25 protein-coding genes and 1 tRNA gene are annotated in these 22355 nt (G+C 44.9%); 14 read left to right on the top strand and 12 right to left on the bottom strand.

Features of this window, described 5'->3' with window-relative positions:
- Window positions 1–2: 2 nt before the first annotated feature.
- Both AZI86_RS11555 and AZI86_RS11550 read right to left on the bottom strand, forming a co-directional pair.
- A complete protein-coding gene (locus AZI86_RS11555) occupies window positions 3–497 on the bottom strand; it encodes a GNAT family N-acetyltransferase (RefSeq protein WP_061835343.1) in 495 nt (164 codons plus the stop codon).
- Window positions 498–680: 183 nt separating this feature from the next.
- On the bottom strand, window positions 681–1625 hold the full coding sequence (locus tag AZI86_RS11550; RefSeq protein ID WP_061835342.1) for a glycoside hydrolase family 16 protein: 945 nt from the start codon (window positions 1623–1625) through the stop codon (window positions 681–683).
- A 434-nt stretch (window positions 1626–2059) separates the two neighbouring features.
- On the opposite strand from AZI86_RS11550, the gene AZI86_RS11545 reads away from it, so the two are divergent.
- The 3 genes from AZI86_RS11545 to AZI86_RS11535 are packed head-to-tail and all read left to right on the top strand — an operon-like array spanning window position 2060 to window position 3323.
- On the top strand, window positions 2060–2419 hold the full coding sequence (locus AZI86_RS11545) for a hypothetical protein (protein ID WP_061835341.1): 360 nt from the start codon (window positions 2060–2062) through the stop codon (window positions 2417–2419).
- A gap of 18 nt (window positions 2420–2437) precedes the next feature.
- Window positions 2438–2890: a GyrI-like domain-containing protein gene (locus AZI86_RS11540; protein ID WP_061835340.1), complete on the top strand. Its 453-nt coding sequence runs from the start codon at window positions 2438–2440 to the stop codon at window positions 2888–2890.
- A gap of 58 nt (window positions 2891–2948) precedes the next feature.
- A complete protein-coding gene (locus AZI86_RS11535) occupies window positions 2949–3323 on the top strand; it encodes a hypothetical protein (protein ID WP_157684693.1) in 375 nt (124 codons plus the stop codon).
- A 44-nt stretch (window positions 3324–3367) separates the two neighbouring features.
- On the opposite strand, the gene AZI86_RS11530 is transcribed toward AZI86_RS11535, so the two are convergent.
- Together AZI86_RS11530 and AZI86_RS11525 are read right to left on the bottom strand one after the other, a co-directional pair.
- Window positions 3368–3808, bottom strand: coding sequence for a hypothetical protein (locus tag AZI86_RS11530; protein ID WP_061835338.1), 441 nt, complete (start codon window positions 3806–3808; stop codon window positions 3368–3370).
- Window positions 3809–3818: 10 nt separating this feature from the next.
- Window positions 3819–4061: a DUF4258 domain-containing protein gene (locus AZI86_RS11525; protein WP_061835337.1), complete on the bottom strand. Its 243-nt coding sequence runs from the start codon at window positions 4059–4061 to the stop codon at window positions 3819–3821.
- A 227-nt stretch (window positions 4062–4288) separates the two neighbouring features.
- Between AZI86_RS11525 and AZI86_RS11520 the strand changes: the two genes are divergently transcribed.
- Window positions 4289–4966 carry an RBBP9/YdeN family alpha/beta hydrolase gene (locus tag AZI86_RS11520; RefSeq protein WP_061835336.1) on the top strand — a complete coding sequence of 226 codons (678 nt, stop codon included), beginning with the start codon at window positions 4289–4291 and terminating at the stop codon, window positions 4964–4966.
- Window positions 4967–4984: 18 nt separating this feature from the next.
- Here the strand turns inward: AZI86_RS11520 and AZI86_RS11515 are convergent, their stop codons facing one another.
- On the bottom strand, window positions 4985–5926 hold the full coding sequence (locus tag AZI86_RS11515; protein WP_081111910.1) for an iron-containing redox enzyme family protein: 942 nt from the start codon (window positions 5924–5926) through the stop codon (window positions 4985–4987).
- A gap of 144 nt (window positions 5927–6070) precedes the next feature.
- Here AZI86_RS11515 and AZI86_RS11510 point away from each other — a divergent pair, with 144 nt between their 5' ends.
- Together AZI86_RS11510 and AZI86_RS11505 are read left to right on the top strand one after the other, a co-directional pair.
- A complete protein-coding gene (locus AZI86_RS11510; RefSeq protein WP_061835335.1) occupies window positions 6071–7030 on the top strand; it encodes a dimethylarginine dimethylaminohydrolase family protein in 960 nt (319 codons plus the stop codon).
- A gap of 12 nt (window positions 7031–7042) precedes the next feature.
- A complete protein-coding gene (locus AZI86_RS11505; protein WP_157684692.1) occupies window positions 7043–7975 on the top strand; it encodes a methyltransferase in 933 nt (310 codons plus the stop codon).
- A 1-nt stretch (window position 7976) separates the two neighbouring features.
- On the opposite strand, the gene AZI86_RS11500 is transcribed toward AZI86_RS11505, so the two are convergent.
- Genes AZI86_RS11500 through AZI86_RS11480 form a run of 5 tightly spaced genes read right to left on the bottom strand, consistent with a single transcriptional unit; the run spans window position 7977 to window position 11577 of the window.
- Window positions 7977–8339: a hypothetical protein gene (locus AZI86_RS11500; RefSeq protein ID WP_061835333.1), complete on the bottom strand. Its 363-nt coding sequence runs from the start codon at window positions 8337–8339 to the stop codon at window positions 7977–7979.
- Between the two features lie 25 nt (window positions 8340–8364).
- On the bottom strand, window positions 8365–9129 hold the full coding sequence (locus AZI86_RS11495; RefSeq protein WP_061835332.1) for a TrmH family RNA methyltransferase: 765 nt from the start codon (window positions 9127–9129) through the stop codon (window positions 8365–8367).
- A complete protein-coding gene (locus tag AZI86_RS11490) occupies window positions 9126–9572 on the bottom strand; it encodes a hypothetical protein (protein WP_061835331.1) in 447 nt (148 codons plus the stop codon). The genes AZI86_RS11495 and AZI86_RS11490 overlap by 4 nt, the downstream gene beginning before the upstream one ends.
- Entirely contained in the window at window positions 9569–10696 is a 1128-nt protein-coding gene (locus AZI86_RS11485) for a winged helix-turn-helix domain-containing protein (protein ID WP_061835330.1), read from the bottom strand. The genes AZI86_RS11490 and AZI86_RS11485 overlap by 4 nt, the downstream gene beginning before the upstream one ends.
- The gene (locus AZI86_RS11480) at window positions 10693–11577 is read right to left on the bottom strand and encodes a 16S rRNA (guanine(527)-N(7))-methyltransferase RsmG (protein WP_061835329.1); all 885 of its coding nucleotides are present in this window, start codon (window positions 11575–11577) and stop codon (window positions 10693–10695) included. Before AZI86_RS11480 ends, AZI86_RS11485 begins: the two co-directional genes overlap by 4 nt.
- Window positions 11578–11690: 113 nt before the next feature.
- Here AZI86_RS11480 and pheS point away from each other — a divergent pair, with 113 nt between their 5' ends.
- The 5 genes from pheS to AZI86_RS11455 all read left to right on the top strand — a co-directional run bounded on the left by pheS (window position 11691) and on the right by AZI86_RS11455 (window position 16213).
- A complete protein-coding gene (gene pheS, locus AZI86_RS11475) occupies window positions 11691–12716 on the top strand; it encodes a phenylalanine--tRNA ligase subunit alpha (protein WP_061835328.1) in 1026 nt (341 codons plus the stop codon).
- Window positions 12713–15154 (top strand): phenylalanine--tRNA ligase subunit beta, encoded by a 2442-nt coding sequence (pheT, locus tag AZI86_RS11470; RefSeq protein ID WP_061835327.1) that lies wholly within the window; start codon window positions 12713–12715, stop codon window positions 15152–15154. Before pheS ends, pheT begins: the two co-directional genes overlap by 4 nt.
- Window positions 15155–15243: 89 nt before the next feature.
- The gene (locus AZI86_RS11465; protein WP_041869158.1) at window positions 15244–15579 is read left to right on the top strand and encodes an integration host factor subunit alpha; all 336 of its coding nucleotides are present in this window, start codon (window positions 15244–15246) and stop codon (window positions 15577–15579) included.
- A complete protein-coding gene (locus AZI86_RS11460; protein WP_253715898.1) occupies window positions 15554–16120 on the top strand; it encodes a MerR family transcriptional regulator in 567 nt (188 codons plus the stop codon). Before AZI86_RS11465 ends, AZI86_RS11460 begins: the two co-directional genes overlap by 26 nt.
- A 16-nt stretch (window positions 16121–16136) precedes the next feature.
- A tRNA-Pro gene (locus AZI86_RS11455) sits at window positions 16137–16213 on the top strand.
- Window positions 16214–16337: 124 nt separating this feature from the next.
- On the opposite strand, the gene AZI86_RS11450 is transcribed toward AZI86_RS11455, so the two are convergent.
- Window positions 16338–16694 carry a nuclear transport factor 2 family protein gene (locus AZI86_RS11450; protein ID WP_061835325.1) on the bottom strand — a complete coding sequence of 119 codons (357 nt, stop codon included), beginning with the start codon at window positions 16692–16694 and terminating at the stop codon, window positions 16338–16340.
- A 210-nt stretch (window positions 16695–16904) separates the two neighbouring features.
- On the opposite strand from AZI86_RS11450, the gene AZI86_RS11445 reads away from it, so the two are divergent.
- The 3 genes from AZI86_RS11445 (at window position 16905) to AZI86_RS11435 (ending at window position 21575) form a co-directional block, all read left to right on the top strand.
- Complete coding sequence (locus AZI86_RS11445) at window positions 16905–17891, top strand: trypsin-like serine protease (RefSeq protein WP_061835324.1); 987 nt, start codon at window positions 16905–16907, stop codon at window positions 17889–17891.
- A 790-nt stretch (window positions 17892–18681) separates the two neighbouring features.
- On the top strand, window positions 18682–18987 hold the full coding sequence (locus AZI86_RS11440) for a hypothetical protein (RefSeq protein WP_061835323.1): 306 nt from the start codon (window positions 18682–18684) through the stop codon (window positions 18985–18987).
- A gap of 59 nt (window positions 18988–19046) precedes the next feature.
- Window positions 19047–21575: a response regulator gene (locus AZI86_RS11435; RefSeq protein ID WP_367613531.1), complete on the top strand. Its 2529-nt coding sequence runs from the start codon at window positions 19047–19049 to the stop codon at window positions 21573–21575.
- Window positions 21576–21590: 15 nt separating this feature from the next.
- Here the strand turns inward: AZI86_RS11435 and AZI86_RS11430 are convergent, their stop codons facing one another.
- Window positions 21591–22178 (bottom strand): hypothetical protein, encoded by a 588-nt coding sequence (locus tag AZI86_RS11430; protein WP_061835321.1) that lies wholly within the window; start codon window positions 22176–22178, stop codon window positions 21591–21593.
- Window positions 22179–22355: the final 177 nt, after the last annotated feature.

The following is a 22355-nucleotide window of genomic DNA, read 5'->3' as shown; positions in this document are numbered from 1 at the left end:
TTTTAGGGATTTTTGGCATTAATATAATACTCTAAGTGGCTCAGTTCACCAGGGGCTTTACCCTGGTGAATAAAGTTATTCTTTTCTAAAATTCTTATTGAGGCTTTATTTTCGGCGTTCACCACGGCCGTTATCTTTTTTGGGCTGCCAGAGTTTTTATAAAGACCTAAGAGTCTTTGGGCGATTTCTGAGCCTAAGCCTTTTCCGAAAAATTCGCCCGTCAGAGCATACATAAAATCCACGTTTTCACTTTGAGGAAAAGTCTCTTTAAAGCCGCCATAGCCGATGGTTTTGTCATTCAGTCTTACCAGATATAAACCGATTGGATTTTTTGTTAAAAACAGGTCGTTCGAAGCTATTAGCTGTTCGCAGTCGTCCATGGACATTTCCATGCCTTCCATAAGGAATTTGCGAAGATTATCATCCTGGCAGACTTGAAAAAGGTCGTTGATGTCTGTGGATTTTATTGGAGACAAAACTAAACTGCCGAAGTCCATTTATACTAGTTAACACAGTAAGTTATCCTAGGCAATTCATCCAAGGTGCGGGCATCTCTCGCGTTTAGAAACATTTCAAGTAAGTCGCGCCACCGGATTGAGTGCGGGGCAAGTGAATGAGCTGTTAAGGCTTTTACTGTGAAAGATGAGGGGCGCGCATGCGCCGGCCTCTTGCTAACAAATTTATTTTTTCTGGTAGACTCGCACATAGTCGATGTAAAGGTTTGACTCAGTGATTGCAAGATCCGCCTGATTGTTATCGAATCCGCCACCAAAAGCGAGATTCAAGATTAAATAAAAATTCTGATCAAAACGCCAAGGTTGTCCGCGAAGATCGGCCGGTGTTTTGGTTGAGTATAATACACCGTCCACATACCACTTGATAAGTTCGGGCTCCCAAACCACGCTGAACACATGGAAGCCTTCGCTAAAATCCGTCCCGCTAAGGGAGTATCGACCGTCGGTCCATTGGTTGTTGGGCCAAGGCTGTCCAAAGTGCAAAGTACCCATCAAAGTTTGAGGCTCTCGGCCTCTGATTTCTAAGATGTCAATTTCTCCGCTTAAGGGCCAAGAACCGTAAACTTCGCTTTCTGGAAGCATCCAAATCGCTGGCCAAACGCCCACTCCTTTTGAAATTTTGGCGCGAATTTCAAACTTGCCGTAACGCCACGACGCCCGGCCTTTGCTGCGAATACGGGACGAGGAGTGAGAATAGATTTTTCCGAATCGATTCACATCTTCTTTAATCAGCTTCAAGGTAAGCAGGCCATTTTTCACCGAAGTATTTTTAGGGCTGTCAGTGTAGTATTGCAGCTCGTTGTTTCCGCCGCCGTCGCCGTCAATTTCGTACTCCCAGTATTTCAAATTCAGTTCGGATCCATCAAACTCATCGCGCCAAACCATCATATACCCATCGGCATCAGGTTTTGAGGGAGCGACGTTCTGACCTTTGGTTTCTTTAAAACCGGTAGGATCGGTGCATTGAGTTTCCGATGTCGAATTGGATGATGAGAGGGACGAGGTGTCTTGCGTTTGATATCCCCCGCTGCAGTTATTAAATAAAACGATCATGCACAAGGCCCCGGAGCCCGCTAGCAAAGATTTTGGTGAAGGCATTTTCAATTTCATAAAAAACTCCGTGCTAAAAATATCATTGGCGATTTAGGTCTTTTCGGATGCTTCTTTGCTTTCTTGATGAATCATGGGACTGCATCAAAAAATGGGGGTGTTTATATTTTAGAAACGGCTCGTCGAGAGACCCAGAGGGTATGATGATAGGGGTGGCGCAGCTGTCCAATGCTTCGACACCTCGTTCTCTGGGTAACCTAAAAACTCCAGATTTGATGAGCCAAATCCCTGGCGTTCTATTCTGATTTTGCGGTGTTCTAAAGTATTTGCTTATTGATAGCTCCCACGTGGACCAATACCATTGAGTCTTCATGGGGATGTTTAATAAAATATTCTTTCGATTGGCCCGTTATAGTGTTCAGTAAAGAGCACATCGCCCAAGGTTGTGAAGAAGTGCGTAACTAGATTCAAGATTTTAAGGACGGAGATGTTTTGTGAATAAAGTCATTTGTTTTTTGGCGACTCTGCTGTGTTCTGCATCTTTAGTGTTCGCGGCTGAATCGAAAAGTGAGCTAAAAATGAGTACCGCGCAAGCTCTTTCTAAATTTATGAAGCCCGCGATCGAAGATAAAAATGGCCCAGCAACGTGCTGGTTTCTTGGTCAAGTGCACGGCTATCTTTTGGCGATGAGAAACTCGGGCCATAATGAAGCCCAAAAATATTTCGACCTCGTCAAAAATAGTCATGGAAAATGCGGAGAAAAGAACTCATTAAATTTAAGTGAGACATTCACCGCAGAAGAATGGAGGCGGTTGTCAGAACTGCAGCAAAAAATTGAGACATTGAAATTCTAAAGAAGGCGACTTGAGTTCATGAACGAAAAAAGCTTTACCGTTGTCGGAATTAAAACACGCACTTCAAACGTTGATGAAATGAACGGGGTGGCTCGCATCGCTTCGTTATGGAATCAGTTTTTTGCAAATAATATTGCTGAAAAGATTCCTAATAAACTTTCTGGCGAAATTTTAAGCGTTTACCATGACTATGAAACAGATTCCTCAGGCCCGTATTCGGTGATGTTGGGAATGAAAGTTTCTAAAGCGACGGATGTGCCTGGGGGGTTAGAGGTCATTCAAATTCCGGAACAAAAGTACCAAGTTTTTCCTTGCGCTGTCGGGGCTATGCCCGAAGTTGTTGTTCAAGGTTGGCAACAAATCTGGGCTTTAGAAAAATCTAGCGAGATTCAAAGAAAATACTCTTTTGATTTTGAGTTGTATCCAGAGCAACCAGGGGGCGCGGTGAATATCTTCGTCGCGGTTAAGTAGCGCTCAGGTATGAGACGGGGTTAAGATGGTGACAAAAATCATAAGACTTGGAGGGTTGATGAAAGTGCTTTTATCCGTATTCGTTTTATTATTTTCTGCATCGGCGCACTCAAGCGCGGGTCCTCACTTCCCTAGTTGGCTTACTGATTCAGTGGCGAAACAGTGGGCCGTTCAATCTTTGGTGGAGTTTATGGAAGAGGATGACTTTTATAAAATTCGCTCCTTTGACGTTAAACGAAGCTATGACGAGGTAAATAAAACGGATGCTCTTGAGGTGGTCCTCGCTTTTGACACCCCTAACTGTAGAAATAGAAATATCTTTATTAATGCATGGGCCAGTGTGTGTTCAAATGACGAGTGTGTTACTCAACGAGTGAGAACAGGGTGTGTTCAAGGTTCCAGAAAAGCAATGAAGCGTTTTTCCAATAAATAGGGCCCTCCGGTTCAGGATGGTAAGTTGTAAGCGATAATGCGCCCTTAGGAAGCGCGAAGCTTGATCGAATGGGATTGCTTGACTTTAGAGTCTTCCACCTTCATGGCTTCGGAAAATAGGCACTGCTTTTTTAGATTTAGTTTTTCTGACATGAACGAGCGAATCATCCATTCGTTGGCAAGATCAAGGCGTTTTAAAGGGGACTTTTCCCATTTAAGAACACCCGCGCCGGAAAGCCCAAAGATACCTGCGAAGCGCTCCAGTGATAAATCCAGAACGCTGCGGAAAAGATGAACTTCTTTGCCGCGAATAGGATAGTTATTTTCGATGATGGCTGTGGCAGCAATTATCTCCATGTCTGCAGGGTCCATGTTAATGACGGTGCCGTATTTTTTATCCTCATAAGCCGGGACGTTTTCAGCAATAAGATATTCAAAACCACAAAAATTTTCGATTCGAATAGTATGTTTTTTTGCCTGCGCCATATTTTCTCTCCTATTTAACCGTGACGATCAAAGTTCCGTGACGGTAAGCACACACGACCGTAAGATCACGATCCTCCAAATCTAATCCGATAAGATTAAACTCATCCCCATCTACAAAGATCTCGCCATCTTTTGCACAGATGCGAATATCCTGCAAAGTAACCCGGCGCTGATCCATGCGTTGTCGAGCGTGAAGGGTAAGTCTAAAGTTACCAGAGACGAGGTCATCCTTGATGATGTCAATAATAGACATTTAAAATCCTATACTAAGTCATTAAAAAAGTCATTAACTTTATTAATGAAAATTTGTGCATTTTTACTGATATAATAGGGCCTATCACTATTGGTGCTGGCTTTAGGGTGCATAAAAGGTATGCCATATCCGGCTTTTAAAGAATTCGTCCGGGCCGTAGTTTCGATGTATATGGCTGCAAGCGGCGAGGGTTGCGTGAACCGCGGGCTTCGTGAAAGAATTGTCTAATGAAGATTCAACGCAAGCTTTCCACCCTTATTATCACCCTCGGTCTGTTCATCATTCCAAATCTGGGTATCGCAAAATCTAAACAGCTGTCGGCAAATAAGAGCGAAAAAATGAAACAAGCGAAAGTATTTATCAATCATGGTTATATGGCGTCACCTGATAGCCACTGGTTTCCGTGGTTAAAAAAACAAATCGAAAAAGAGGGTGGGCAGGTCGATGTGTTGCAAATGCCTGAAACAAATAGCCCCAAGGCCCCGGCTTGGAATGAAGTCCTAAAAAAGGAAATCAAAACTCCGAATGAGCACACTTACTTTGTGGGGCACAGCCTTGGCTGCATCAACCTTTTGAATTATCTTTCCTCACTTCCTGAAAGTACGCGTATTGGCGGTATCATCTGTGTTTCTGGATTTTCAGAATCATTGCCTAATTTGACGTTGCTCAATGAGTTTACGGCAAAAAAATATGATGTGAACCGTCTTAAAAAGATCGCGGCTCAACGTGTGGTGATCGTCGCAGAGGACGACCAAATCGTGGCGCCAGAAATTACCGCAAGACTTTCAAAAGAATTAGAGGCGCCTCTTCATCGCATAAAAAAAGGCGGCCACTTTTTGGATTCGGATGGATTCACGGAGTTTCCATTAGTCTTTTCCGAGCTTAAGAAAATGATAGAGAACTAAAGATCCCGCGTGCTGGCGCTAGTGCGCCGGTCCCCACAGCTCTTTACGATATCTTTCAAAACATCGGCGACCGGCGTTCAATCGTAAAAGCGCACCTTCCGCAATGGGCAAGGCGAGTGCGGGATTTTCCGTGACCAGGGGTAATAACACCTCGGCATTCCAAGCTTCTGAATGTTTGATATCAAGACTTGAATGAATCAAATAATAGCGTTGCGCTTCGGGGCTTAAGCCTAAACGTTTAAGTCCGTGATAGACCTTTAAAGCACGGCCCGGAGCTGTCAGTTCGATGACTCCTAGTGCTCCCGCTGAATGATAAGCATAACGACGATTCATGGCCATGGCCATCATGATGTTGCCCAAGGCTGCGGCCTCTGCCGTCGTTTCTTCTAGTGACGGCGGTTCGATATTTAATTCTTTGGCTAAATTTGAAAGCATCGGTCCATGCATGCCTTTTTCGTTTCCGCGTCCCATCTCGTCCCAATAGTTTCTTGCCAGTTCTAATTTCGGGCGCGTGGGCATCTTGATTTGTGTTAACGCAGTTAAATCTTCAAAGCCCGCTTCACCGGCGACTTCTTGACGGATGAACCACGTCATTTCGTCATGGTTTGCCGCCTCCTCCAGCCAATCAAAAAGAGTGTCGTTTTGCCCCGGACCACTGTGGCGCAATTCCTCAAACCAGTGCATGAATAGTTTGGCGTTAGTGGGTAAATCAACCGTCAGTGGTTTGATAAAAGAGATTTCTTTTTCTAACATTTTATTTTCCAAAACGCGCATCGCGGATTCGATTTTTAGCTCTGAAGTCCACAGGGCACAAGGAACTTGGGGATCCAAACGATGATGGTTAAATCGCGCTAATTGCATGTGAATTTCCGTTAAATCAGAAAAGCTTTGTGCAGGCGAGGCGCCTAAATCCAGTCCTTCTTTGTCGTTTGATTTTTCAAAAATTTCTAGGCTCTGCATCTTTTCCTCCGAATGAAAAAATAGAAATAATAAATCACTCTCGGTTTTATCAAGTTGCAGTCTTTGTGCCATTTTTTAATTGGCCCCGAATATGCTTATAAGCCTGTTTGTCATTTGTAAAAACCAACGCTTCAAGGAGGAATCGTGAAATTTCACCGTCAACCGACATTTTTGTTAAGTGCCCCCTGTTGTCCATCAAGCTGCGAGCAGCAGCACGTGCATTCACATAAAGGGTATTTTAACGACGAATGCGTTTTTCAGGTGGCGTGGAGTATTAATCCTCACATGAAGGTGGGGGCTGCGTGTCCCGCGAAAGCTCTGAGCCAACACACGCGTTTTGCGCAGTCTTTGCGCGAAGCCGGGGCTCAGGTGATTATGCTTCCGTTCGTCCATGGTGCTTATGATTCGGTTTTTATCAAAGACAGCGCGATCGTAAAACGCAGCTCTCAGGGACTTTCGGCGCTGATTGCGCAACCTGTTCATTCGGAGCGTAAGCTAGAATCCGAGCAAAGACGTTTTAACTTAAAAAAATGGGGTGTCGAGATTGCAGGGCAAAGTCGCAGCCATCTTGAAGGTGGTGATGTTGTCGTATTTCCCGCAGAAAACAAAGTCTTTATGGGTTACGGTTTTCGCACGGAGCGAAAAGCCTCTTTAGAGCTTTCCCATTTTTTTGATGCCACGGTCATTCCGTTGCAATTAAAGGATCCGCACTTCTATCACCTCGATGTCGCCTTATCTGTGTTAAGCGACGGGACCGCATTTGCGTGTCGAGAAGCTTTCACGGATGAGTCTTGGCAAGCGCTTCGTCACAGCGGCATCCACTCCTTAATTCCGGTCCATAAAGAAGAGACCATGAAGTTTGGTTTAAATTGGGTCGAAGTCGATGACACCATCGTTATGGGTAGTTATCTGCCACGCTTAAAAAGCATTCTTGAAGCCTTGGGTAAAAAAGTCATCTATTCACCGTTAGATCAATTCCAATTAGCGGGGGGAAGTGCCGCTTGTCTGGTCTCGCGGATTCATGACTTTGACACTCGCCTTGTTTACAATCAAAGCGCAGGTTTTGAAGTTCGCCACTGCCAGGATATCGTACTAAGCTCGTAAATGATGACTTTGATGAATCCTCAAATCGTCATTCAAGTGGGTGAATATCTGCGCGCGCAAGGTTATGAATTTACGACCGTGACGCCAGAAACGCATCGTCGTGTGTTGGCGCGTCCTTTTAACAAAATGAATCTTGAAGACCCAAAGCTGGCATTGAGAGAATTTTTCGGATGGAACCGAAGTGTAAAGCCTGATGTCTTGCCGATGGAGCTTGTGTCAATTTTACGAAACTCAGATTTATTAGATTCTGAAAACGGGAAAATAAAAAGCCGCCTTCGCTTTTCAACTTTGGATAAAAATATTTACGCTCACTCTTCTTTTCCCACGGATCAAGAAACGTCGGTGTTTTTCGGACCTGATTCTTATAGGTTTGTGAGTTTTTTAAAGCGTCATATCACCTCGGGTAACAAAGTTTTAGACATTGGCTGTGGATCGGGCGTGGGGGCCTTGTCGCTGAGTGATCGTATCGACGCCCAAGCCCTTTGTGATGTCAGCGAATCAGCCCTGGTTTTTGCCAAAGCCAACGCGATTTTAAATGCGTGCCCGAATGTCGAGTTTTATCAGTCCGACGTTTTAAAAAATGCGCCCCACGGTGCCGATGTCCTTATTGCCAATCCACCCTTCATTATGGATGAACAAAAAAGAAAATATCGTGATGGCGGCGGCCAGTACGGGGCCGAGATCGCCTTAAAAATCGTGCAGGAAAGTCTTGGATATCTAAATCGTCTAAATCACGACGGCATCCTGGCCCTTTACACCGGCAGCTGCATCGTCAACGGAAAAGATATGTTTTTAAATGAGGTCAAAAACATAATACCCCCGACGGGATATCAATTAAGTTATGAAGAAATTGATCCTGATATATTTGGAGAAGAAATGTCCCAAGAGCCCTACCGCGAGGTGGAAAGAATCGCGGCTGTGGGATTGGTCTTGAGAAAAAGTTGATCTATTCCGGATCAATCTCAAAATAAATAGCGGCTTTATCGTTAGGGCCGCAGGAATTCACGTCCACGTAAAAGCGGCAGTTCACATAAGCTTGGCAAGAGTGCTCGGCAAAAGAGCGGCTGGAAAAACCATGGGTTTTACAGTCCGCATCCGCACAACGAGAGGCAAGAGTCTCCGTTTCCTTTTTAAAGTCACCGAAAGAGAGGATCTCTTCTTCCTGCTGATGGGTCATTTCAAGGTAGTCGTTATAGAGTTTTGGCTGAGAAGCCTTCACCATATTGAGCGCTTGGCTGCGGGAGCATTCGATATTTTTTGCGTGTGCAACAGAGCCTATCATGACTAGAGCGATAAAAAGAGACTTCATAAGGTATCCTTTCGCTTGAAAGTTTTCAGACCTTTGAGTGCTGAGAAGCATACGTAAAAAACGCGATACTGGCAGCGACGGTGGCGTTTAACGACTCTACATCCAACGTCGGAACTGAAAGACGTTTTAAACCTTTCATTCCACTAAAACCGGGACCTTCTTCACCTACGGCTAAACGTAAGTCTTTGGGCCATTTAAAGTTTCCTACATTTTCGCCCTTCATGTCTAAGGCAAAAAGCTCTTCGTTGCTCTGCAAGAAGCTAGAAAATGAGGATGTTTTGTAAAGTGGCAATTTTAATAAGGCGCCAGCGGAAGCTTTAATCGCTTTCGGGTGATAGGGATTGCAGGTTTCTTCCGTCAAAATCAATTTGCTAGCGCCAAAAGCCAAAGCCGAACGCGCCATCGCACCCAGATTGGCGGGATCTCCTAACGGAGCGACAACTTCTAAACCTTCCACTTTTTGTGAAGAGGCAAGGGATTCAATGGGGGCGGCTTCTAACACCAAAAGATTATAGTGAGTTCCCACAACATCGACTTCATTAAACATCGCTTTGGGAAGCTTGTAAATGGGGATGCGTTGGCCCTTAAAAGCCGGGGTGACCATGCACACAGATTTGAGGTCTTCGTGCAGGATTTCGCCTTTAACTTTGATGTGTGGATTTTTTAAAAATTCTTCGATCAGCTTTTCACCCATCAAGATGAATTCGCCGTGTTTTTTAATTCCGCGGGCCGAAGAAATATCGACCCAACGCTTAAAGTGATCGTTGCTTTTAGAGCTTATTTCGATCACAGAGGTTTACCCCAGGGCCATCTTTCAAGACGTAAATCGTAATAACCTTGTTTGAAAGGTTTTTCGATACGCATTTTTAGGACACCATGTTCACGATAAATCACCATGCGCGTGTAACGTTCCCCATCCATCGAAATATGGCCCCAGAAAAGGTGGCGGCCCCAGTAGCCGATACCCAGACGAGGTTTGCCATCCTCATAAGATTTATTTGCGGGTTTGACTAAAACTTGGATGCGGTGAGGGCTGCTCGCTTCAGATTCAAAGTGAATATAAAACGTATCCATGCCCGAATAAGCATAAGCCACCCAGTCACCGGTGATATCTTCCGCAATCAGCTGTCTTGTTTCAATGCCGGTTGGCCAAGGAAAGATGGGGTCGTCACCCGGACCAGCAAGCGCCGGAGTGAATCCTACTAGGAAAAGTGCCAGGATTAAGGATTTCATAACGTGACCTCCTCAGAAGTTCTAAATTGAACAATTGATTGGGGATTAAAATAATAACCTTTGCGATCTCTTAAGATGTATTTTGGACTTTCAAGATCGGGTTCCAGCAATGTTCTCAATCTTTTAATGGAAACGTAAATCAGGTTATCGTGAAGATCTGGGGAATATGTTTGATTCCAGATAGATTTTGATAACTCTTCCTTGTTGAAACGATGACCTGGATTTTTAATAAATAACAAAGCCATTTCAAAAAGGATGTGCTGATTTTTAAAATCAATTTTGCCTTTGCTGCGCTCACGCACGGTGCGCGATTTCTCATCAATATGGAAATCATAAAGCGACGCTTTTTGCTCTTTGAGCGGCGGGCAGGAGGCATGAACCAATTTGTACACGCGCGGGGTTTTAGCTCTGTCTAGGCCTCGTAAGGCAACATCAGCGTAAATACGATATTCTTCAAGCTGTTTTTGATCGCGATAGACGCGAGCAATTTGCGCTAAGATTGAAGAAATCAAAAGGTGAAAACCGTGAACCTTGGCTTGCTCGTAAGTCGCCCATAAAAGGGGCAAGGCTAAATCAGTTTGGCCTCTTTGGGTGTAAATATAACTGCGCAAAAGATTTGCGGTCAGCTGCATTTCTGGCTGTTGCAGGCCATCGAGGATCGTGTTGAGTTTATCTAATTGAATAAGAGCGGTCTTAAAATTCTGAGCGTCATACAGCAAGGAAGCAGCATAGATTGTTAGAGCCCGCGCTAACGTGTCAAAATCTTGAATGCCGGTGGCTTTGTTGATCGCCGACTGAACATAGTCGTGGCATTCTTCTTTTTTGCCTAAGGCTAGTAACCAAGAGCTGATTAAAGTTTCCGCTTGAGCTTGGAGTTTGGTGTCTTGCGCGGAAACTAAGAAGCTGATCACGGCTTCCATTGGAATTTGTGCTAAGCCTAGCTCTTCAAGTTCTTGGCAGCATTGGAAAAATAATCTCGTGGCCTCGAGCCACTGCGCGCGGTCTTTTAATATCAGCGCGTCTTTCATCGCGTCTTCCGCTTTGACGCGGGCTTCGTGCAAGTCGCCTTTGCGAATAAGCAAACGAATGATTTCTAAAGAAATGCTTAATGCCGAAGAGCTCATTTGTACTGGCTCCAACGGCGTTTTTCTTCACCCGAAAGTTCATCCATCAAAAGCTCTTCGCCTTCGTCCTCTAACGGCAGTTCTTGGTGTTTGATCTTTTCATACACGACAAGGCGACGTTCATGCGGAGTCTCTGGCAAAGTGTAAGCCACGTCTTGAACAAGTTTATAGTATTCAGACCACTCTTTTTTTGCGGCGGCAATTTCTGGATCAACCCCGGGGCCTTTCATGAAATAAACGCGCCCGCCAATTTGCAGGCCGTTGATCACATTACCCAAGGTATTGCCGATGTCTTCCACCGCACGCGTGATCGCCCCGCGAATCGGGTAGACACAGTGACGATTGATATTGCGGCCCAAAATATCAAGATTTTTTAGACCCATTTCAGAGCGTACATGCTTTAAGAACTCCACACGGCGCTGCACACCTTCTCCTAAAAGAATTTGTTCTTCAGGGAACATGATTTTAAGCGGAATCCCCGGAAAGCCCGGGCCGGTGCCAACATCTAGCAATGGGAACTGCAGTTCAGTGTGTTTTAAAATGATGATCGAGTCGATAAAGTGTTTAATGGCGACATCGCGAAGTTTGAGCAAACGCGTGAAGTTCTCTTTTTCCTGATTCAACATCAAAAGGCGATAAAAGTGCGCTAATTGTTGGCGTTGCGAATGGGAAACCATATCAAACCCATGATTGCGGAAAACATCAGCAAGTCGGTCATTGGCTTCTGGCAGTTCATAGATGGTTTCAGGTTTTTTATGGCGTCCTTGGCCTGATTCACTCCGGCTCTGCCGGAGTAGGGACGGATCAGTGCCCATGGCCTTGTGTTTGGCCTCTTGACGAGCTTTGTAGGGACTGTAATTGGTTTTATTCTTATGCGCCATAAAGAGCCGGGTCACCATAGGACTAAAGATATGAAAGCTCAAGCTTTTTTCTGCACCGTGTGTAAAAGCTAAAACCTTGAAAATACGAGGTTCTGGGGTGATTATGAGACCCTATGTCGACGACCAAACTAGAATCTATCAAAGACGCAGCACTGACAGCCATTAAAGCGGCTCCTAGCTCTAAAGAACTCTATGACCTGAAGGTCCAATACCTGGGAAAAAGCGGTTCCTTAACCGAAATCATGAAAGAGATGGCCTCTCTTCCTAAGGAAGAGAAACCCCTTTTTGGAAAAAAAGTGAATGAGGTGAAGGCCCTTTTAGAGCAGGCCTATACAGAGGCTGAAGAAGCTTTAAAGAAAAAAGAGATTTCAAGCAAAATGGCCGCTGAAGAAATCGACATGACTTTGCCAGCGATGAGCCGTTTTAAGGGCACTCAGCACCCCGTGCACATCGTGACCGAAGAGATCTTCACCGTGATGGCGCGCCTTGGGTACAGCATCCGCACCGGACCCCTGATCGAAAAGGACTATTATAACTTTGAAGCTCTCAATATCCCGGCGGACCATCCCGCGCGTGATATGCAAGACACATTTTATATCGATAAATCGCATGTTTTGCGTACGCACACATCCCCCATCCAGATTCATTCGTTAGAAACCGAAAAACTTCCCCTGCGCGTGATTGGTACAGGGCCGGTGTTTCGTTCAGACAGTGATATCTCTCACTTGCCGAACTTTCATCAGATTGAAGCTTTGTGCGTGGATGAGAAAGTCTCTATGGCGGATCTTAAAGGGACGATCAGCTTTTTTGTGCGAGAGTTTTTTGGGCCAGGTCTGAAAACTCGTTTCCGCCCGAGCTTTTTCCCGTTCACTGAACCTTCAGCCGAAGTGGACTGCTCTTGTCCGATTTGCAAAGGCAAAGGGTGTTCTTTGTGTAAACAATCAGGTTGGATCGAGATCGGTGGTTGTGGTTTGGTAAATCCCAAAGTGTTCCAAGCGGCGAAAATTGAATATCCAAAGTGGCAAGGTTTTGCGTTTGGTTTTGGAATTGAGCGCATGGCGATCATTAAATACGGCATCGAAGATATTCGTTTATTCCCCGAAAATGATGTTAGATTTTTAAGGCAGTTTGTAAAATGAAAATCAGCTTAAAGTGGCTTCAAGATTATGTAGATGTGACGGAGTTCTTCCAAAACCCGGATGTTTTAGCGGAAGCTTTAACTCGGGGAGGCTTAGAGGTTGAAGAAATCACCAATCGCGCGAAGGATTTTCATCACGTGGTGGTGGGGCATATCTTAGAAAAAGATAAACATCCTAACGCCGATAAACTTTCTTTGTGTCGTGTGTCCACGGGCGAAGGTGTTGTTCACCAAATCGTTTGCGGAGCGCAAAATCACAAAACCGGGGATCGCGTGATCGTGGCTTTACCAGGGGCGGTTTTGCCCGGGAATTTTGCGATTAAAAAAGCAGCCGTGCGTGGTGTTGATTCTGCGGGAATGCTGTGCTCTTTAAAAGAGCTGGGCTTAGCGAAAGAATCTGACGGGATTGCGATCCTGCCTGCGGATGCGCCGGTTGGAAAACCTTACGCGGAATACGCGGGTTATGATGACATTACTTTTGAATTAAAAGTAACGCCGAATCGCGCGGATTGTTTAAGTCATTTTGGCTTAGCCCGCGAAGTGGCGTGCTTGTTTGGTAAGGAATTAAAATCTCCGGTTGTAGAGCCAAAAACATCTTCAGGCTCGACCAAAAAAGAAATCGCTTTAGAAGTAAAAGCTTTTGATATGTGTCCTCGTTACACGGGCAGATACATCAAGGGAGTCAAAGTCGGTCCTTCGCCATCGTGGCTGGTGAAACGCTTAGAAAGTGTGGGCATGAATTCTATCAATAACATCGTCGACGTGACTAATTACGTGATGATGGAATTGGGGCAGCCTTTGCATGCGTTTAATTCTGCCGATATCGGTGGAAAGAAAATCATCGTTGATAAAGCCGTGAAAGGCGAGAAATTCACCACGCTGGATGGGACAGATATCACTTTAACGGGCGAAGAGCTGACCATTCGCGATGCGAATCGTCCGGTGTGTTTAGCGGGCGTTGTGGGTGGCAAAAACTCGGGCGTTTCTGAAGCAACTACCAATGTGTTTTTGGAAGCCGCTTACTTTTTGCCAATGAGTGCGCGAAAAACTTCGCGTTCTCACGGAATTGATACGGATTCGGGATACCGCTTTTCTCGGGGCGTGGATCCAGACGGGGCTTTGCGCGGTTTAAACCGTGCGACGCAGTTGATTTTGCAAGTCGCGGGCGGGGAAGCCTTTGGCGACCCTCATGATTTCTATCCAAATCCCGTGAAAAAAGCCAAGGTCAGTATCGATATCCAAACAGTCAGTGACCGCTTAGGTTATGAGGCTGAAGAACTTAAGTTTGTCGATTTTATGAAGCGTTTAGGGTGTCAGGTTGAAAAATCCGGCAACGGTTTTTCAGTTTTGCCACCGACCTTCCGTTTTGACTTGGAACAAGACATGGATTTGGTCGAAGAATATGCGCGCTTAAATGGCTATGAGCATATTCCAGAAGCTCTGCCTGAATTTAAAGAAATGCCTTCGGCTCATGATAAAGCCTTTATGCTCAATCGGACGACCAGTGAACTGGTTCGTGCCGAAGGCTTCCAGCAAGCGTTTAACTTTGCGTTTGTGGGATCTAAAGCGGAAAAAGCATTCTTGGGTTCATTGGAATCACTTAAAGCCGCCGGTTTAACGGCTTCGGCTAAAGAGATTCGTTTGATGAATCCTTTAAACGAAGAAATGGACGTGATGCGCACGTCTTTAAGTTTTGGTTTATTTAAAAACATGAACTACAACTTCCACGCTGGCAATATGGCGGGTCGCTTGTTTGAGATCGGCAATGCTTTTTCAATCAAAGAAGATGGCGGGTATTTAGAAAACTCTCGTTTGGCGATGATTGCTTGGGGAAGATCTGAAAATCTTTGGACGAAGTCTTTAGAAACTCCGTTGGTGTTTGAACTTAAAGCAACGGTTGAAGTTTTGTTGAAGTCTTTAAATATTGGATCGTACACCTGGGTGATGCCGGCCAATAAAGCTGAAGTTCCAGGATTCTTGCATCAAGGTCAGTTCGCGCAGCTTTTGGTTGAAGGTAAAAAAGTGGGTTTTATCGGAACTCTTCATCCGGTGTTACTGGATGACAATAAAATCCGTGTGCCTGCCGCTTTGGCAGAGCTTGATTTAGATCAACTTTATAAGGGTCAACCTCGTCCGTATCGCATTCAAAGTATTTCTAAGTTCCAAGTGGTGGAGCGTGATTTCGCGTTTGTGATGCCGAAATCATTGAAGGTCGGCGATGTTTTAAAAGACATTCGCAAGGCGGGAGCGCCGTTATTGGTGAATGTGGATGTTTTTGACTTGTATGAAGGTGAAAAGATGGAAGCGGATAAGAAGTCCGTCGCTATCCGTATCTGGTTGCAAGACAAAAATGCCACACTGCAGGATGCGCAGATCAATGAGACGACAGGAAAGGTGCTTGAAAGCTTAAAGAAGAATTTTAATCTTTCGGTGCGATAAATTCTTGATAAGTATCAATATGTTGATACGCTTTGCTTATATAACGGAGTAAACTAATTATGGCGGGCCAAAACTTAGGTAAATCAACTGTGACTAAGGCCGATATCGTAGAGAACGTCTATCAAAAGATCGGTTTCTCGAAAAAGGAAGCGTCTGAACTTGTTGAGCTTTGCTTTGACACTTTAAAAGACGTTTTGCAAAACGGGGATAAAGTTAAAATCTCGGGCTTTGGTAACTTTGTCGTTCGTGGAAAAAACGAAAGAATTGGTCGCAACCCGCAAACGGGTGAGCAAATCAAAATCTCCGCTCGTCGCGTTCTTACGTTCCGTCCGTCTCAAGTCTTGAAGGCGATGTTGAATGGTGAAGAGTATGCTCACTTAAAAGATGAGGATGATGACGATGACGATTACGACGACAATGAATAATCCTGAAGTCCTCGAAGCAGATCTTGAAACGTCGTCAGATTCTGACGGCGCCCAAATGGAGCTAGCTTTAGGGGACAGTCACTTGGATTTCATCGAAGAAGCGGAAAAGGAAATGCCTTTGACAGCTTCGGCGCCTCTTTCTATTCCCGCGATGCTTTGTGATGACAAGCTGTTGGAAGAGATCAACGCTATTCCGGATAAGATGGGATTTAAAATCGGCGATGTGGCCGAAATTCTTGGTATCAAACAATACGTTCTTCGTTATTGGGAAACCGAGTTTGATATTCTTAAGCCTAAAAAAGCTTCTAATAATCAACGCATGTACACGCGTAAAGACGTGGAAAATGCGCTTTTGATCCGCAAACTTTTGCACCGTGATCGTTTTTCGATTGAAGGTGCTCGAAACGCAATGAAAGAACTCAAAGCCCATGTCCGCAAAGAAAAAGACATGAGCCAAGTGATTCATAAGCTAGATAACATGAACGACTCGGTTGAAAATCTGATCAGTGATATTCGCCGCATTCGTCATATGTTTGATTAATAAATTATAAAACGATCTGCGCGTGGCTCAGCTTGGTAGAGCACTTGCTTGGGGTGCAAGAGGTCGCTGGTTCAAATCCAGTCGCGCAGACCATCTAAAGGTCGACTCCCGAAGAGATAACACAGGATCCTTTTTTAAAGCTCATCTCTGACGAAAAGGTGAGACTAGGCTAACGAGTGTTTTCTTGTCGCGGATTTTGATTAGCCATTAAAACCTCCTATGCTAAATGCTTGATCTCGACGGCATAAGCATTGAGCTCTGCCATTTTCCCACCCCTGAATCGCCAAACGTCACAGTACTTCGAATGAACAGACTTTCCATTTGTGTCTTTAATTGTAATGTCACCTTCGACTGCCAGTACATCCCCTTGGATGATCCAGGAGGCCGCATTAAAGTCAGGCGGTGAAGAGTAAGTCTTTTTCATCCAAGCACGGACTTGTTCTTTTCCCTTAAGGTATTCATCGCCAATCATATTCCAGATAATATCGTCCACGCAAAATTCCAAAAACCCTTCAAAGTTTCCTTTAGAGATGGCTGCGTTCGCTTCTTCAAGGGTGGCTTTGTTGTCGTTCATGCTTCCTCCGAAAATTCGATGGCCTTAATGTACCTCGGTTTTTATTGAAGAGCATCTTTGAGGTCGCTGCCTTTTGTCACAGAATCCTACCGCCGAAGCCAGGTCCTATAGATTGAATCTGGAGAGCCGAAGATCGTCACAACGTCAGAAAAGTAACAGGCGAACTTGAGGTGAGCTTTTGATATAGTGGCGTCGAATGAGGAGCCTAAAATGAGTCGATCATTGGTGATTTTGTTGGCGGTACTGTTGAGTAAAAGTTTTGTAGCTCATGCTATGGTCGTACCCAACATTAAGTTAGAACCTCAACAATCTGAAAGCATGGCTCACTCCGTTGTATATCAGGGAAACGCCGTCAAACCCGATAATCCTATATCGAAGTCCACTTTCAGCGTCGTGAGTTATAATCAGGAAGATCCGTCATGGATGAACCCGGGTTGCACGGGGACCGTCATTGCTCCTCGCGCAATACTCACGGCCGCGCACTGCTTTAGTGATGAGCCTTCTCGATTTGACTCCGTGGGAGTGCGTTTTTTTTCTAAGGAACACGGAAAATACATTATTAAAAAAATAGTCAAGGTCGTTAAGAGTGACAGATTCAAGGTTCAGAATGCCCGAGGTTCTGTAAATACCTACAGTAAAATTCAAGGGGATATTGCGGTGGCATTTTTGGAAAGTCCCATCGCGGGAGCAAAACCGGTGCGCTTGCCGTCAGAAAAGCTTGTCGTCACCGAAAAAGATCTTCTTTGGGTCAGTGGATTTGGTGAAAACGGAATTTCAAACTATGACTATATGAAAACGGATCCTGAAGCGGGTCCCTTGATGCAGAAGCTTAAAAGTAAAAATTTGAATGCAACTCAGAAGCAAGAGATCGAGGAGTACCTTGAGCAATTTATGTTTTTTAAACCCCTTCTGTACACTCAGGCAAAAGGACGGCTCTACCCACGCCTAGATGGCGACTTAGCTAAGTTGATATATTATTCTAGAAATACAACTTGCAAAGGTGACTCTGGCGGTCCTACCTACCTACGCGATGGCGCAGGAAACCTTACGGTCATCGGGGTTATTTCGTCAGGAACCAATCAGCCTTGCGGTGAACCCCCTCATTCTATTTTTAATAAATATTACGAGAGCACGAACATCTATGTTCCATTTTATGTTAAATGGATAAAGACTGAACTTGCGAAAAACGGGCAGTAGCGATCTTTCGGACTGCGCTGTATTCTAAGGGGGAGTTGGATGGAGTATTTATTACTAACCGAATACCCCCAGGGTGCTCTATTCTTTCGCTTTTCCCCTTGAGCTGATATACGTCCCTCCATTAACGCGAGGAGATTTTATGAATTATATTTCAGGATTGTTAATGGGGCTCCTGCTTCTTCTTTCTATCAGTTCCCAAGCTGACTGCGGCCGAGCTCCACTCAGTGACCAAAAAATCCGCGAAGGTTATAGCTTAATGTTAAGCATTTCAAAGATGTCTCCAGAAGAAGCTCGACCGATTTGGCAAAAAGTCTCTGATGAATATTCTAGTCCACAAAAACTTATAAATCATGCTCGAAAATATGTTTCCAAATCCCAGGATTACTATCTTCAAGAAATGCGTGCGTATGCTCGGTCGTATAGACTATGTTTGGACCGTCAGGCAAATAATAGAGCTCCGGAATGCTCAGGGAACTACCATTGTTTGAGCGAGCATCAGTGCGTAGGTGGAAAGTGCGAACGCATTGGCACGACTGCGGGGGACTGCCACTATTCATCTTGTTCTCCGGGATATCGTTGCACTAATGAAGGGCGATGCGAATAGTTTTCCAAATGAAGACCTGCCCAGTTTGCCATTCACATCTAATTTAAACTGGCCAAGAAATCTGCCTCCTGATTTTTGGACTTGAGGTTTTTAAAATTTTGCGACCAGAGTTTTTGAAAAACAAACCGGGCGGTGTGGCGCCCGGTTGAAGAGAATGAGATTTGGTTATAATTACTTCCGGAAGTTATGAAGTTATTGAGAGTTGGCTACTTTATGGGCACGCGTCGTACCTTTGTTCCAAAAGGATCCGTTTATTTGCCGTCACACCATAAAAATTGGCGTTTACGCGCCATGGATCGAGCGGGAAATATCGGGGATGAGGAATTGATGTTCACGGCTCCCTTTTCAGTCTCTAAAAAAGGTCTTGAGGTCTTTAGATCCGAACTGCAGGACTTTATTAAGTCCTTGTCGGCAAGATTGGATGGCTTTGGTGACGCCGAAGAGGTCGTGTGTTTAAATATAGATTTATTTAAAATTGTTAAGGTTGATTAATCCGCTGCCATTTACGTATTCATTGACTGTTTTAGAATCATCACTATGATGCGCTAAAAATCGGAGTCTTTATTCAGCCGCCTAAGTTTCCCCCCAATGAACAGCAAAGAATTGAAGCTTTAAAGTCCTATGATATCCTAGACACGGAGGGCGAAAAGCTTTTTGATAATATCACAAGCCTGGCTTCTATGATCTGTGGAACCCCCATTGCTTTGGTTTCTTTGGTCGATGAAAAACGGCAATGGTTTAAATCCCGCGTGGGTATCGAAGCAAAGGAAACTTCACGTGAAATTTCCTTTTGTGGTCACGCTATTTTACAGCAAAAAAAAGTTTTTGAAATCCCCGATGCGAGCCAAGATGCGCGCTTTGCGGATAATCCCCTGGTGATCGAATCTAAATTTTTATTTTATGCGGGCGCCCTGCTAAAGTCCCCTTCAGGGGAACAGATCGGAACATTGTGCGTGATCGATCACGCTCCCAGAAAGCTGACTCCAGATCAGGAATCAGCTCTTGGTATTTTAGCCGAACAAGTGATGACCTTGCTTGAAATGCGCGTGCTTTCAAAAAAATCAGAAAAAGCTTTGCAGGCACAAAAGGATTTAGAAATTGCAAAGGTTGCCGCGGACGAGCTGGCTTCTTTGGAACGTGAAACCTTTATGCGCATCTTAGAGCAAACGCCAGAGCCGATTGCCATTTTAACGGGTCAAGATCACACCTTCCGTTTTGCAAATACCGCGTATAAAAATCTTGTCGGCGGCAAAAAGGTCGTGGGAAAAACTTTGGCTGAAGTTTTGCCTGAAACCGTGGAACAAGGTTTTGGTAAAATTCTGGATGGCGTTTTTCAAACGGGTCAACCTTATCATGGGAATGAAACCAAGGTCCAATTGACCCAGAAAGATGGATCTTTAAAGCCATTTTTTTTAAATTTTTCCTATCAAGCCACCCGCGACGTGGATGGAAATATAGAAGGCATCTTAGTCGCAGCCCATGACGTCACGGAACAAGTCATTCACCGTCAGACGGTGGTCAATGCCAATCAAATTGTTGCCGATGCCCGCTATCGTTTGGAGTCGTCGCTGACCTTGATGCCCGTGGGGGTCGCACTTTTTGAGGGCCCTGATCACAAATATGCATTTACCAACGAAGCCCATGATAAATTGTTAGGGGGGAGAACAGATCATCGCGGCAGATCCGTGGCGGAAGCTGTTCCCGAAGCCGCGGCACAAGGGTTAATTAAGCTTTTAGATCAAGTTTATCAAAGCGGAGAACCCTTTTATTCAGGTGATACACCGTTAGAGTTCGTGCAGCCCGATGGGCGGAAGAAACTTTTTTACGTGCGTTTTTCTTATCAAGCCTTGCAAGATTCTAACGGTAAGATTTATGGGATTGTGGCCACCGCCCTGGATGTAACGGAAAGAAAGATGTTAGAAAAAGAACTCATGGAGTCTAAAGACGAAGCCCACAAGGCCAACAGTGCTAAGAGCGCGTTTTTAGCGAATATGTCCCATGAGATCCGCTCGCCCTTAGGGGCTATCATGGGATTTTGTGAATTGTTAAGATCCGAAGACTTTACCAAGGAAGAAATGGACGAGTATCTTAATGTCATTGATCGCAATTCAAGTCATTTGTTGCGAATCATCGACGACATCTTGGATTTATCCAAAGTTGAAGCTGGTAAAATGTTGATTGAACATATCGAATTTTCTTTGCCCGATCTGCTGGCGGACTTTAGCTCGTTGATGGAATTCCGAGCCAAGGAAAAGGGGATTTGTTTTGAACTGCAATCAGATAAAATCCCAGGGGCCATTAAGAGTGATCCGACAAGATTAAGACAGATCTTAAACAACGTCGTTGGCAATGCCATTAAGTTTACGGACAAAGGGGAAGTCAAAGTTCGGGTGCAATTTGAAAAAGGAAATTTAGAATTTCTTGTTGCAGATACGGGTGTGGGAATTTCTTCAGAACAAAAAGAGCATCTGTTTCAAGCCTTTCATCAGGCCGATGTTTCGACCACTCGAAAATTTGGCGGCACCGGCTTGGGGCTGGTCCTCACACGAAGGTTGGCCGAAGCCCTGGGAGGAACATTTGACTTGATTGAAAGCATTCCTGGTCAAGGGAGCACTTTCAAAGTGTCTATTTGTCCCGAGGTCGTTAACGAATTAGCGGCCCCGGGGTCTTTTAATTCGGAATTGGCCGCCCCCGTTCCTTTGATAAATTCTGAGCTATGGCTGGACGGCACGCGGATTTTAGTGGTCGATGATTCTGAAGATAACCAGACACTTTTTAATTTATACTTGCGTAACGCCGGGGCTGCCATAGAACGCGCCATTGACGGGCAAGAGGGCATGGTAAAAGCCTTAGAAACTCGATTTGATTTTATTTTAATGGACATTCAGATGCCCAAAATGGACGGCCACGAAGTGACTCAAGCCTTAAGGGCTCAAGGTTATGCCGGACCTATCGTTGCTTTGACGGCTCACGCCATGATTGAAGAGCGCGAGCGCGCTCTTCAATCTGGTTTTTCTGATTTTTTGGCTAAGCCGATCAATCGAACTTCGTTATTTGACGTCTTAAGACGGCTGCGATGAGATAAGCCTCGCGGTTTATTTGATGTAAACGCTTAAAGAACCCGGTGAACCACCGCCCATGCCGGGGCCGAAGCCAGTGATCATGCCTCTTAAGGCATTTGCACTTGTGGGTTTGTTGAGCTTAGCTTCGACGATGGGGCGGATGAGTGTCACATCTCCGGCGCGGTTGATTGTACCAATCTGAACGTTGGCCTGTTCTGATTTTCCGTTGTCGTAATTAGATTTAGTGATCCACGCAATGACTTTATTTCCAGAGACGTAAAAGTGCGCATTGCAAAAATCGTCTTCTCTGTCGCAACGGATTTTTTCGGATTTAAATTTGGGACTTAGATTTAGATAAACTTCATATTCAGAGTAATTTTTAAATCCTGAGTTTTTGATATAAAAAAGCTCAGCGGAAGTGCCGATTTGGCCCGATCTTGCAAGTCCATCACTTTCAACCTGGCGAACGGGCAAAGATCTAACTCCCATTTTTACCGGCAGCTTGGCATTTTGAGACGGAGCTGACCTTGAAAATGAACCAATGGTGCCGTTACCCGCTAGGGCGACGTGGGTAGCCAAAATAAACAGGGGCGCTAATAGCAATGTCTTCATAACTTTCATAAAAAGTTCCTTTGTTTGTTTGCGAGAGGTCGCCAACACGCAAAAGTCATGCGGAGGTTCGAAGTCTCAAAGTTTGAAGAGGGCAGAGTGCAATGGTAATGCCGTGCCTCAAGGCGATTAGATTGGTTTAGGCATCAGCGTTCTGAGTAGTTTTTTTACGGAGATGTCTAATTAGGT

The sequence above is a fragment of the Bdellovibrio bacteriovorus genome (assembly GCF_001592735.1).
Lineage (GTDB): Bacteria > Bdellovibrionota > Bdellovibrionia > Bdellovibrionales > Bdellovibrionaceae > Bdellovibrio > Bdellovibrio bacteriovorus_D.
This window is presented reverse-complemented; position numbering and strand designations above follow the sequence as displayed.

Bases quoted from the DNA above. Each gene is read 5' to 3' on its own strand.
- AZI86_RS11555 (WP_061835343.1), bottom strand. From the start codon at position 497: ATGGACTTCGGCAGTTTAGTTTTGTCTCCAATAAAATCCACAGACATC.
- AZI86_RS11550 (WP_061835342.1), bottom strand. From the start codon at position 1,625: ATGAAATTGAAAATGCCTTCACCAAAATCTTTGCTAGCGGGCTCCGGG.
- AZI86_RS11540 (WP_061835340.1), top strand. From the start codon at position 2,438: ATGAACGAAAAAAGCTTTACCGTTGTCGGAATTAAAACACGCACTTCA.
- AZI86_RS11535 (WP_157684693.1), top strand. From the start codon at position 2,949: ATGAAAGTGCTTTTATCCGTATTCGTTTTATTATTTTCTGCATCGGCG.
- AZI86_RS11530 (WP_061835338.1), bottom strand. From the start codon at position 3,808: ATGGCGCAGGCAAAAAAACATACTATTCGAATCGAAAATTTTTGTGGT.
- AZI86_RS11525 (WP_061835337.1), bottom strand. From the start codon at position 4,061: ATGTCTATTATTGACATCATCAAGGATGACCTCGTCTCTGGTAACTTT.
- AZI86_RS11520 (WP_061835336.1), top strand. From the start codon at position 4,289: ATGAAGATTCAACGCAAGCTTTCCACCCTTATTATCACCCTCGGTCTG.
- AZI86_RS11515 (WP_081111910.1), bottom strand. From the start codon at position 5,926: ATGCAGAGCCTAGAAATTTTTGAAAAATCAAACGACAAAGAAGGACTG.
- AZI86_RS11505 (WP_157684692.1), top strand. From the start codon at position 7,043: ATGAATCCTCAAATCGTCATTCAAGTGGGTGAATATCTGCGCGCGCAA.
- AZI86_RS11500 (WP_061835333.1), bottom strand. From the start codon at position 8,339: ATGAAGTCTCTTTTTATCGCTCTAGTCATGATAGGCTCTGTTGCACAC.
- AZI86_RS11490 (WP_061835331.1), bottom strand. From the start codon at position 9,572: ATGAAATCCTTAATCCTGGCACTTTTCCTAGTAGGATTCACTCCGGCG.
- AZI86_RS11485 (WP_061835330.1), bottom strand. From the start codon at position 10,696: ATGAGCTCTTCGGCATTAAGCATTTCTTTAGAAATCATTCGTTTGCTT.
- AZI86_RS11480 (WP_061835329.1), bottom strand. From the start codon at position 11,577: ATGGCGCATAAGAATAAAACCAATTACAGTCCCTACAAAGCTCGTCAA.
- pheS (WP_061835328.1), top strand. From the start codon at position 11,691: ATGTCGACGACCAAACTAGAATCTATCAAAGACGCAGCACTGACAGCC.
- pheT (WP_061835327.1), top strand. From the start codon at position 12,713: ATGAAAATCAGCTTAAAGTGGCTTCAAGATTATGTAGATGTGACGGAG.
- AZI86_RS11460 (WP_253715898.1), top strand. From the start codon at position 15,554: ATGACGATTACGACGACAATGAATAATCCTGAAGTCCTCGAAGCAGAT.
- AZI86_RS11450 (WP_061835325.1), bottom strand. From the start codon at position 16,694: ATGAACGACAACAAAGCCACCCTTGAAGAAGCGAACGCAGCCATCTCT.
- AZI86_RS11445 (WP_061835324.1), top strand. From the start codon at position 16,905: ATGAGTCGATCATTGGTGATTTTGTTGGCGGTACTGTTGAGTAAAAGT.
- AZI86_RS11440 (WP_061835323.1), top strand. From the start codon at position 18,682: ATGAAGTTATTGAGAGTTGGCTACTTTATGGGCACGCGTCGTACCTTT.
- AZI86_RS11430 (WP_061835321.1), bottom strand. From the start codon at position 22,178: ATGAAAGTTATGAAGACATTGCTATTAGCGCCCCTGTTTATTTTGGCT.